The 10,064-nt window shown below is 38.3% G+C and carries 10 protein-coding genes; 3 read left to right on the top strand and 7 right to left on the bottom strand.

Features of this window, described 5'->3' with window-relative positions; translation table 11 throughout:
- Positions 1–53 precede the first annotated feature (53 nt).
- Genes MLC35_RS05625 through MLC35_RS05595 form a run of 7 tightly spaced genes read right to left on the bottom strand, consistent with a single transcriptional unit; the run spans position 54 to position 7,198 of the window.
- The gene (locus tag MLC35_RS05625; RefSeq protein WP_418641364.1) at positions 54–1,460 is read right to left on the bottom strand and encodes a COG3400 family protein; all 1,407 of its coding nucleotides are present in this window, start codon (positions 1,458–1,460) and stop codon (positions 54–56) included.
- On the bottom strand, positions 1,457–2,572 hold the full coding sequence (gene trmA, locus MLC35_RS05620) for a tRNA (uridine(54)-C5)-methyltransferase TrmA (protein ID WP_434638265.1): 1,116 nt from the start codon (positions 2,570–2,572) through the stop codon (positions 1,457–1,459). Before trmA ends, MLC35_RS05625 begins: the two co-directional genes overlap by 4 nt.
- Positions 2,573–2,593: 21 nt before the next feature.
- Positions 2,594–3,331 carry a flagellar type III secretion system pore protein FliP gene (gene fliP, locus MLC35_RS05615; protein ID WP_434581593.1) on the bottom strand — a complete coding sequence of 246 codons (738 nt, stop codon included), beginning with the start codon at positions 3,329–3,331 and terminating at the stop codon, positions 2,594–2,596.
- Positions 3,328–4,107, bottom strand: coding sequence for a flagellar motor protein MotB (locus tag MLC35_RS05610; protein ID WP_434638263.1), 780 nt, complete (start codon positions 4,105–4,107; stop codon positions 3,328–3,330). The genes fliP and MLC35_RS05610 overlap by 4 nt, the downstream gene beginning before the upstream one ends.
- A 12-nt stretch (positions 4,108–4,119) precedes the next feature.
- Positions 4,120–4,884, bottom strand: coding sequence for a motility protein A (locus MLC35_RS05605; RefSeq protein ID WP_151900418.1), 765 nt, complete (start codon positions 4,882–4,884; stop codon positions 4,120–4,122).
- Between the two features lie 48 nt (positions 4,885–4,932).
- Positions 4,933–5,613, bottom strand: a complete 681-nt coding sequence (locus MLC35_RS05600) for a phosphatase PAP2 family protein (protein WP_434638261.1) — start codon at positions 5,611–5,613, stop codon at positions 4,933–4,935.
- Complete coding sequence (locus tag MLC35_RS05595) at positions 5,603–7,198, bottom strand: phosphoethanolamine transferase (protein ID WP_434638259.1); 1,596 nt, start codon at positions 7,196–7,198, stop codon at positions 5,603–5,605. The genes MLC35_RS05600 and MLC35_RS05595 overlap by 11 nt, the downstream gene beginning before the upstream one ends.
- A gap of 375 nt (positions 7,199–7,573) precedes the next feature.
- Between MLC35_RS05595 and glmU the strand changes: the two genes are divergently transcribed.
- The 3 genes from glmU (at position 7,574) to MLC35_RS05580 (ending at position 9,987) form a co-directional block, all read left to right on the top strand.
- Positions 7,574–8,878 (top strand): bifunctional UDP-N-acetylglucosamine diphosphorylase/glucosamine-1-phosphate N-acetyltransferase GlmU, encoded by a 1,305-nt coding sequence (glmU, locus tag MLC35_RS05590; protein ID WP_434638257.1) that lies wholly within the window; start codon positions 7,574–7,576, stop codon positions 8,876–8,878.
- A gap of 72 nt (positions 8,879–8,950) precedes the next feature.
- Positions 8,951–9,478: a hydrogenase maturation protease gene (locus MLC35_RS05585; RefSeq protein WP_434638255.1), complete on the top strand. Its 528-nt coding sequence runs from the start codon at positions 8,951–8,953 to the stop codon at positions 9,476–9,478.
- 8 nt (positions 9,479–9,486) lie between these two features.
- On the top strand, positions 9,487–9,987 hold the full coding sequence (locus MLC35_RS05580; RefSeq protein WP_434638253.1) for a DNA-deoxyinosine glycosylase: 501 nt from the start codon (positions 9,487–9,489) through the stop codon (positions 9,985–9,987).
- Positions 9,988–10,064 lie beyond the last annotated feature (77 nt).

Raw genomic sequence — 10,064 nt, 5'->3', positions numbered from 1 at the left:
AATATGCTAGATAATACTTAACTTTTACTAAAAAAGGAATAAATTAACGCTGTTTATAGCTGTACAGGTATAAAAATTTGATGAAAATCATCCAGTTTAAAATAGAGTTTTTCACTGTCAGTTGAAAAAAGAGCATAAATATGGCGTGTTGTGAGTTTGTTTGTAAAAGGAATAATCTGTATAAAATTTTCTTTGTGCTTCAGGAGCCGAATCGGGTTTTCATTTTCTTTGAAGACTTTGATTGACTTGGAAAAAATCGTTGAAAGATTATAAAAATGCTCAATGACCTGTTCTTTTTCATCCTGGTGTTCGTTAATATAATTATAAAGTTCTATATTGAAATTCAGCTGCTCGGCTATATCAAAAATAGTAGCAGATATTTTTTCCAGGTCTCTGTTGTCTGAGAGTATCAAAGCGACATCTTTCACCTTGGAAAAAGATTTTTCTGAGAGTTTCAGTACCGGTACATGGACATCATACAAACATTTTCTCACATGATAATCGGCAAACATCTCTCTTGATACAATCACCAGTCCGACATGATACGACTTTACATCATGCAAAAATGCAGATCGCAGATTAATACTGTCATAATCTATCTCGACAACAATATCCAGATCTCTTAAATCCTTGATTTTTTCAATAATATCAATATCTGAAGGGTTTACAATTTTTATAACAAGGTCATGTTTGAATTTTTCATGTATATACATTGCATGGTGCACAAGCCCAAGAATATTTGAGTGATTTACAATATTCATATCTATATATAAAAGAATATTTGTTCCAAAAGGCTCAGGGAACTGTCCGAGTTCACGCTTGATCGCTTTGTATACAGAACGCAGAACTGCCGGCTCACCAACAAGCAAAAGAGTGTCATTTGGCTGTATCATGCGTCTGCGCGAAGGCATAATGAGCTTTCTGTTTCTGTATATGGCAACTATACGCCAGTTCTTCTGCTCAATCACTCCGATATGCCGATAAACAAAAGAACTGCCAAAAGGCACAAGCACTTCCATTATTTCGCCCTCGCCTATACCGACATTCTGTGCTATAACCGGAACATTTGGCAGGTAATCCAACAAACGGGAGGCCAAAATCTCGTTTGCATTGATGAGTACAACATTCGGATCTTCATTGGTCATATTCCACTGATTTAAGACAACAACCCGCAACTGCTTTTTGACAACACGAATATTTTTAATCGTATTTTCCACTTCGATCTGATTATCCATCGCTATAACAACCTGGATAAACTCCATTTTGAGTAAATTTGCCAGTTTGTAAAAACTCGTAGGATCAAACTCGTAAAATTTAAACCGTGCAGGGCTTGCATCTTTGAATTTTTTCTCTTTTGTCTGCACTATATAGTATATATTTTCACTCGTATATGTTTCTGCAACCCGTTGAATAAAGTGCTGACCTATCGGTCCGCTGCTTATTATCAGTATTTTTTTCATTTGAGATCTTTTTTAATAAGTTTCACACCCATTTCAACATGATGTGTGTAGGGAAACTGGTCAAAAAGCGCCATGTCTGTCACCTGATGTGTTTGGCACAATATTTCCAAATCATCCAGGAGGGTCAGCGGATTACAGGATATATATACTATATGATTATACCTTGAAACAAATTTACAGGAGTATTCGCCCATTCCGCTTCTTGGAGGATCTACAAAAACAGAGTTGATATTGTAGCTGTTGATATCAATATCTTTCATTCTTCTGTACTCTCTTACGCCGTCAAGTGCTCCGACAAAATCCTCAACACTCATGCGTACAAATTCTATGTTCTCTACCTGGTTTAAAACCATATTTTCTTTTGCCGCATTGATGGAGGATTTGGATATTTCTGTTGCCAGTACTTTATTGAATTTTTTTGCAAAAGGTATAGTAAAGTTTCCTGCCCCGCAGTAAAGCTCAAGCAGATCATTTTTCGTATCTGAAAACCTGTCGCTTGCCCAGACAATCATCTGTTCGTTTACTCTCGGATTTGGCTGGGTAAAACTGTTTTCAATATGTTTAAACTTATAGACATCCTTGTTTACATGTAAAGTTTCCGTGACATAATCCTGTCCGACCACAACTTTTTGTTTGCGTGACCTGCCTATGATATATATATTCAAATCTTCTGCTATTTCTGTTGCTTTTTTCTGCCATGCTTCATCCAAAGCCCTGTGATACAATAGTGAAACTACTATTTCTCCCGAGCTTGCACTTAAAAAATCTGCACCGAAAAGCTTAAAGCCTATCTCATGTTTTTGTATGGCTGAGAGCAGTTTTGGCATCAGTTCAGCGATATATTCATTGACCTGAGGACATTCCTCTATCAGAACAACCCCTTTTTTATCAATATGGTTCATCACATAGGATATCTCATCATCGGAGTGCCATATTTTGAACTCGCTTCGTGCACGATAATGTTCATCCAGGGATTTATACACAGAAATATCTCCGTCAAAGTAAGGAGAAAATCTTTCTTTGTTTATCTGTACTTTTTCATTGAGTTGCACTTCATACCCATCTTCATAGACTCTGCATGCACCACATTCGCCAAAATATTTACAATCCAATTTTACATCCTTAGAAAATATTTATTTTACGGAGGCAATCAAATTGCCTATCAGTAAATTCCAGCCGTCAATCAATACAAAAACAAGTATTTTGAAAGGCAGAGAGATCATAACAGGAGGCAGCATCATCATACCCATAGACATCAAAATAGAGGCCACGACCATATCTATGACCAAAAAAGGCAAAAAGAGCAAAAAGCCTATCTCAAAAGCGGTTTTTAATTCACTGATGATAAAGGCAGGAATAACAATTGAGAGAGGAACATCTGCCACAGTTTTCGGATTTTCCATTTTTCGTATACGCAAAAAGAGCGCCAGATCTTTTTCTCTGGTATTTCTAATCATAAAATTTTTAAAAGGCAGAGTAGTTTTGGTAAAAGCCTCTTCATAGCCTATATCCTTGGCTATGTAAGGCTTGATACCCTGCTCATAGGCTTTTGTTCCTATGGGTTCCATCACAAAAAAAGTCAAAATCATTGCAAGCATGACAAGAAGCTGCGTCGGAGGAACCTGTTGGGTACCGAGTGCCTGACGTAAAAACCCAAATACAATGACAAATCGTGTAAATGTTGTCATTACAAGGACCATCGAAGGAGCTAAAAAAAGCAAGGTAAGAACAACGAGTACATTCAGGGAAGAAACAAGCTGTTGCGGTGTATCAGGAGCAGAAAGGCTGAGATTCATTGTAGGCACAACAGGAGATTCTGCCCCAAAACCCAAAGCACTCAATGCAAAAAGTAAAAAAAGAACTCTTATCATTTTTTCTCGACTGTTTTATCTAAAATAGAATTGTTGATATTTTGTGCTTCTTCACTTTTTTTGCCATAAAAATGCAATTCAACTCTTCTGTTTTTTTCTCGTCCTGTGGCTGTTGCATTGGTCGCTATGGGCTGATACTGTGCAAAACCTGTTGCACTCAAACGTGCAGGATCAGCACCGTCTAAAATCAACTCATGCAAAACCGCCAGCGCTCTTGCAGTTGAGAGTTCCCAATTGTCCTTATAAGGACTGTTCGGTCCGGGATCTCTGTCATCAGTATGTCCCTGTACATCCACAAGCATATCATTTGGCAACTCTTGAATAATAAGCGTAATCCGCTTCAAAAACAACAAAGCGTCCTGGTTTTCTATCGTAGCACTGCCTGGTTTAAACAACAGTGTTGCCGGCAGTTTTATAACAAAACCGTCTTGGGCTTCTTTTACGGTAATCGCAGGAGACTGTGTTTTTTCCATCATCTCATTCGCATCAGTTGCAGCCTGCTGTACTCTGTTGACCACTTCACTCGTTTCGTCCTGAGAGTCTATAGGCGTGGCTTCAAGCATTCTTTTTTTTGAAATTTCTGTTTGCGTACCGCCCTCAAGAACACTCATCGCCCCTGAGAGTGAACCGATCGCTTCTGAAATCTTTTTTGCATCCATACTTGACATGGAAAGCAGCAAAACGAAAAAACACAGAAGCAGAGACATTAAGTCTCCAAACGCCGCGAGCCATGCAGGGAGGCACTCCTCGCATTCAGGACACTTTTTTTTACCCATCAGTACTGTCCGTTATTCAAACTGACTGACACGGTCAGCAGGAGCCAGATAGGCAAGCAGTTTTGCTTCAAGCACTCTAGGCGCATCACCGGATTGAATAGACATGATACCCTCAAGAATCATCTCTTTAAGCATAGTCTCTTCATCATTTCTGATAGTCAGGATATTGTAAATCGGTGTTCCGAATATGTTACCTATCATTGCACCGTACATGGTTGTAAGCAAAGCAACTGCCATTGATGGACCGATAGCAGAAGGATCCGCCATATTTAAAAGCATGGCAACAAGTCCGATGAGCGTTCCAATCATACCCATCGCACCGGCAAGCCCTGCCCACTGGTTAAATATGGAAGCGTGAATTTTATGACGGGTACTTGTCTGTTCCATATCAATTTCGAGCAAATCGCGAATCGTATCAGGTTCGCTGCCGTCAATTGCCATGGAGAGCCCTTTTTTCAAGAACTCGTTCTCTTCATTGTTGACATCACTTTCCAATGCCAAAATACCGTCTTTTCTTGCCTTGGTTGCAAACTCTACCAGTTTTTTGATAAGCTCACCCACATCCTCTTCGGCAGGTTTGATAGCTTTCATAAAAACTTTGGTAAACTTTTTCATTTGCGCCGGTTTAAAGGAGATCATCAAAGCCCCGATACTACCGCCGACAACAATTAAAACAGAAGGAATATCGATATATGCACCGACACCAACACCCATTGTCATGGCCCCAAGCAAAAGAGCCATAATCAAAACAATACCAATGACCGTACCTAAATCCATCCAAAAACCTTATGAAAAATTTATAATTACATTATAATAGCACAATTATTATAAAGAGTAAATTTTATTGACTATCTTTGCGATGAGTAATATAATCAGCCATGCAAGTATCATTGTAATGACCGTATGGCTGAAAAAATGATCGCCGATAACCATTTTATACAGCCCCATACTCCATCCGATTGTCAAAGCAACTGCAGAGGCAATGATTTTATTTCTCCGTTTGTGAAATAAAAATATCAGGCTCAAAAGCGCAAATCCGCCGCTTGCATGTCCGGCAGGCCAGCATTTGCTTTTGTGATGATGCAGTTTAAACTCGTCAGTATAATTTTGCCAGACTGCCGTTCGGGGATACACGCCGCCGTATCTTACTTCATCTTTGGGACAGGGCATATTTGTCTCTCCTTTTATGGAACTTGCAATAAGCGGCACAAATATAGCAGAAAGTATGACAATAATCATGCCTCTTTTGTAGTCATTGACCAGTTTTGTTTTTCTAAAAAAGACAAGTGCAAGCAACAGACTCACAGCAAAGGCAATGAGAAGTTTTTTAATACCGTCGTAAAATATAAACTTGTAAGGCTGCTCACCCCAAAAAAGAATCCATTTATGCGTCGTAAAATCAAAAAACTGATCTTGCAGGCGCAAATCTACATCGCTTATCCCGAAAAAAATGATGCTAAAAAGCAGAAGTATAAAAGTAACAACAAGTTGCTGGTTAATGTTCATCTTTTAAAATATCCAGCTTTTTGTTATACTCTTTTGTATGCACATCAAATATGCCCAGCAATGTATGAAAAAGATCATCTTGTGTATATTTTTCATCTTTACGTTTTCGCAAGGCATCTTCATCCACTCTTTTTGCCATATTTTTTCCAAACCACATCAAGGCACCGATATGCACCTGCGCATCAGGAGCCATAAAGTAAGGAAGTCCGTGCAGATAGACACCGCCCTCGCCCAGACTCTCTCCGTGGTCGCTCATATATATCATAGCTGTGTCGTATTTGTTCTCATATTTTTTTAAAAAATTTATCGTCTTGTCTAAAAAATAATCGGTATACAAAATAGCATTGTCATAGGCATTTGTTATCTCTTGCTGTGTACAGTCTTCGAGCTGATTTGTTTTACATGTAGGTGTAAATTTCTCGAACGCTTTTGGGTAACGTTTATAATAGGCAGGGCCGTGATTTCCCATTTGATGCAGAACAATTAAAATATTTTTGTCTTTGTTCTTTTGTATAAATTTGTCAAGTCCGACGAGCATACCGACATCTCGACACTCTCCATCCGCGCACACAGTGTTGTTTTTGGGAATTTTATAATCTTCATACGGCACACGCAGCGCAACACCTTTGGAGTCAGAGTTATTGTCTCGCCAAAGAATCGCTACATCTTTTGTATGTTTCAAAACATCCAGTACATTTTCTGTGCTGATGCCTTTTTTATAGCTGTAGTCTGATTTGCCGTATTTCGCAAACATACACGGCACAGATGCAGCAGTAGAAGTGCCACAAGAGTAAAAATTTGGAAAATCCACGATGTCATCCTGCGCAAGCAGAGGGTTTGTCTCTCTTTTATAGCCGTTGAGACTAAAATGATCCGCTCGCGCTGCTTCACCCACAACCATGATAACAAGTTTTTTGCGATTGTCGTCATTGACTATTTTGGCATCAAGTCCTATCGGTTTGACAACAAGCGGACCGCTGTTAAATGTCAGATTGATATACTTTCCGATGGAATACATCCAGTATGCCGGATTTATCGAATAGCGCAAAGGTTTGTGTTCACGAACAAAAGATGTATAAAATTTGCTAAACAAAAAGAATGACGCGACAATAACCGCCAAAGAGAGCCCTATAAGTTTTAAACGTGCGAAAAATTCCTGCTTAAACGGTCTATACGCAATTTTTGCCTTATATACGAAATAAGAAGGCAAAAGACCTAAAAAGACAAAATACAGCACCTGTTTGAGTGTCACCAAGTCCAATGATTCGTGCATATTTGTCTGCAGAGTATTTCGAATCATACTTGCATCAATCACCACATGATAACTGTTCATAAAATAGTTTGTCAGTGATGAAACCAGTAAAAGTGTAATAATAATCGGTTTGAGCGTGTATTTATAACAAACCAGACTCAGTAAAAAGATCATAAAAAAGACTAAAATAACCGCAAGGGAAATCAAAAAGCCTATATTGTGCCAGTTCAGAGGATAGACCTGCAAGACATTGTGAAAAAAGCTGTAATTGTCAAAAAGAATAAAAAATATGCTGACATAGATGATGAGTTGTGTTTGTGTAATTTTTTTCAAGGGGAAAATCTTCTTTAGTATAAAATATCTTATTACATGTAAGCAAACATAAATAAGTTTGAAATTATACACTTTATAATTAAATAATGGTAACATTACACATTAAAACTGCGGTAATTAAAATTAATTTATATTTACACTTTAAAGTAACTTTTTGGGACCCGTACTTTAGTGCCAATGCATCAAGTTAAGAAAAAAGTTCGATATTCTTTTGGAACCTAGGTTTTAACCTAGGCCTTAGTTTTGAAAGGCACAAAGCCCGCACTGAAGTACGGGTTCCGAAAAAGCCGCTTAACTTAATGGCATTGAGGTTAAAACCCAGGTTACTAAAACATAACTGAGTTTTGATACATAAAAAACAGATAAAGAGCAGACATGAAAAATGAGAAAATAAGCATAATAATTTTGGCAGCCGGTAAAGGCAGCCGTATGAAATCTTCCAAAGCAAAGGTTTTACACACTATCAGCGGAAAACCTATGCTTTACCATATTATAAAAGAGTCCCGTAAAATTTCTGATGATATTACCGTAGTGGTTGCCCATCAAAAAGAAGCGGTTATTGAAACAATGCAAAATTATTTTGAAAACATTCGCTTTGTCGAACAAGACGCTCAAAATTTTCCAGGAACCGGCGGAGCCATGATGCAGGTAGAACCAAAATATGACAAGGTGTTGGTTCTTAACGGAGATATGCCACTCATTACAGCCGATGCACTCAAAGGCTTTTTGGAACTTGAAGCAGACATCATCATGAGTATTTTTGATCTTGAAAACCCTGACGGATACGGTCGCGTCATTATACGAAACAATCATGTTGAATACATTGTAGAACAAAAAGACGCTGATGAAGCAGAACTCAATGTCACCACCGTCAATGCCGGAGTCTATGCCTTTTCAAAAGTAATTTTGGAGCGGTATATTCCTGATTTAAGCAATGACAATGCGCAACAAGAATACTATCTTACCGATATCATAGCCATGGCAAATGAGGATGAGTCCAGCATTGTTCCTCTGCTTGTTGATGAAGAACAGTTTAAGGGGGTCAATTCCAAAAAAGACCTCGCAGATGCCGAAGAGATTATGCAAAACAGAATTCGCACCAAATGGATGAACGCAGGTGTGATGATGCAGCTTCCTGAAACGATTTATATAGAAGAAGATGTTGTTTTTGAAGGCGAGTGCATCGTAGAAAACGGCTGTCGCATTACCGGAAAAAGCAAAATCATCAACTCCCATATAAAGGCCGGCAGCGTTGTAGAAGAGAGTATAATAAAAAACTCCGACTGTGGACCGATGGCACATTTAAGACCGCTTTCAAACATAGAAAACACCCACATCGGGAATTTTGTAGAAGTAAAAAAATCAACCCTCAAAGGGGTAAAAGCCGGACACTTGAGTTATTTGGGCGATGCTGAGATAGACGAAGGCACAAACGTAGGTGCGGGAACCATTACATGTAACTATGACGGTGTTAAAAAATACAAAACAGTCATCGGCAAAAATGTCTTCATCGGCAGCGATTCTCAGCTAGTAGCCCCAATAACCATAGAAGATGACGTGATGATAGCAGCAGGAACGACAGTAACAAGCGGAGAAATAAAAAGCGGCAATTTGGTTCTCAGCCGGACAAAAATGCGCCTTGTAAAAGATTTTTATTATAAGTTTTTTGGGAAGAAATAGACATTTGCATAAAAAACTTCACTTATTTCAATTTCTTTATTTTGTAAGTAAAAAATTTTGTTAGAATGCCGCATGAATAAAAAACAAATTGCTATTTTAAGTATCGGGAATACATTACACAAAGATGAAGGTATCGCTTTATATGCGAGTAAATATCTGGAGTCCAACTACACTTTTCAACCCAGGGTGGATATTATTCACGGCGGTGTTGAAGGAAAAAAACTGCTCAATATATTTATGGAATATCAAGAAATAATTGTCCTTGATGTCATCGGAATTGAGGATGCTCCAGGTTCAATGTATCAGTTCCCTATGGAGACCTTTCGCAGTTTCAGTACAAATGAAGATGATGACGAAACCGGAGTACTCGGATGTCTTAATTTGCTTGAGAGGCAAGGAGAAACTTTACCAAAAGTCACGCTTCTTGCGATTATTCCCCAGAGTATTGAGCCAGGAAGAGGTTTAAGCAGTTCGCTTCTCAAACCCTTTGATGCTTATATCTTAATGATAATAAAATCTCTTGAAGACAAAGGTATCTACTGTGAAGAAAAAACCGAAAAACAAACACTGGAAAATATAGCAGCTGATCTCACCAGTTAGACAAAACATTGCAGTCACTTCATTTTCACACCATTGAACCTGTTATATTTGCTGATTCAAAAGTGCTTATACTCGGTTCATTTCCCAGTATAAAATCTTTTGAAGAGGGGTTTTACTATGCCCATCCACGGAATCAGTTCTGGCCTATATTGGCTGCGATTTACAAAGAACCTGTTCAGACAAAAGAAGATAAAACTGCCCTGTGCAAAAAACACAAGATAGCCCTTTTTGACAGTGCTGCAAGTCTGCAAAGAGATGCAAACAATTCCAGTGATACCAACCTGAAAAATATAGAAGTCAATGATTTTGAAAAACTGTTAGCAGAATATCCAAACATCAAAACCATATTGTTTACAGGCAAAAAAGCACAACAGATTTTTGACAAAGAGTACAAACATCTGAAAATCAAAAAAGTCCTGCTCCCCTCAACCTCCCCCGCCTACGCCAGTATGAAATTTGAAGAAAAACTTGCGAAATACAAAGAGGCTTTGCCTCATCCCTTTCAGTAACATTTTGCATGTTATGCGATATATATGACAAATAACATACAAAATGAGCTGTTATTTATAAATACAGCATAAAACAT

This window comes from Sulfurimonas sp. NW7, from assembly GCF_051132265.1.
Classification (GTDB): Bacteria; Campylobacterota; Campylobacteria; order Campylobacterales; family Sulfurimonadaceae; genus Sulfurimonas; species Sulfurimonas hydrogeniphila.
The sequence above is the reverse complement of the archived record's forward strand: the minus strand, read 5'-3'. Positions and strand labels throughout refer to the sequence as shown.

Coding starts and splice junctions, on each gene's coding strand:
- MLC35_RS05600 (WP_434638261.1), bottom strand. CDS start 5,613: ATGAACATTAACCAGCAACTTGTTGTTACTTTTATACTTCTGCTTTTT.
- fliP (WP_434581593.1), bottom strand. CDS start 3,331: ATGATAAGAGTTCTTTTTTTACTTTTTGCATTGAGTGCTTTGGGTTTT.
- glmU (WP_434638257.1), top strand. CDS start 7,574: ATGAAAAATGAGAAAATAAGCATAATAATTTTGGCAGCCGGTAAAGGC.
- MLC35_RS05625 (WP_418641364.1), bottom strand. CDS start 1,460: ATGAAAAAAATACTGATAATAAGCAGCGGACCGATAGGTCAGCACTTT.
- MLC35_RS05585 (WP_434638255.1), top strand. CDS start 8,951: ATGAATAAAAAACAAATTGCTATTTTAAGTATCGGGAATACATTACAC.
- MLC35_RS05605 (WP_151900418.1), bottom strand. CDS start 4,884: ATGGATTTAGGTACGGTCATTGGTATTGTTTTGATTATGGCTCTTTTG.
- MLC35_RS05610 (WP_434638263.1), bottom strand. CDS start 4,107: ATGGGTAAAAAAAAGTGTCCTGAATGCGAGGAGTGCCTCCCTGCATGG.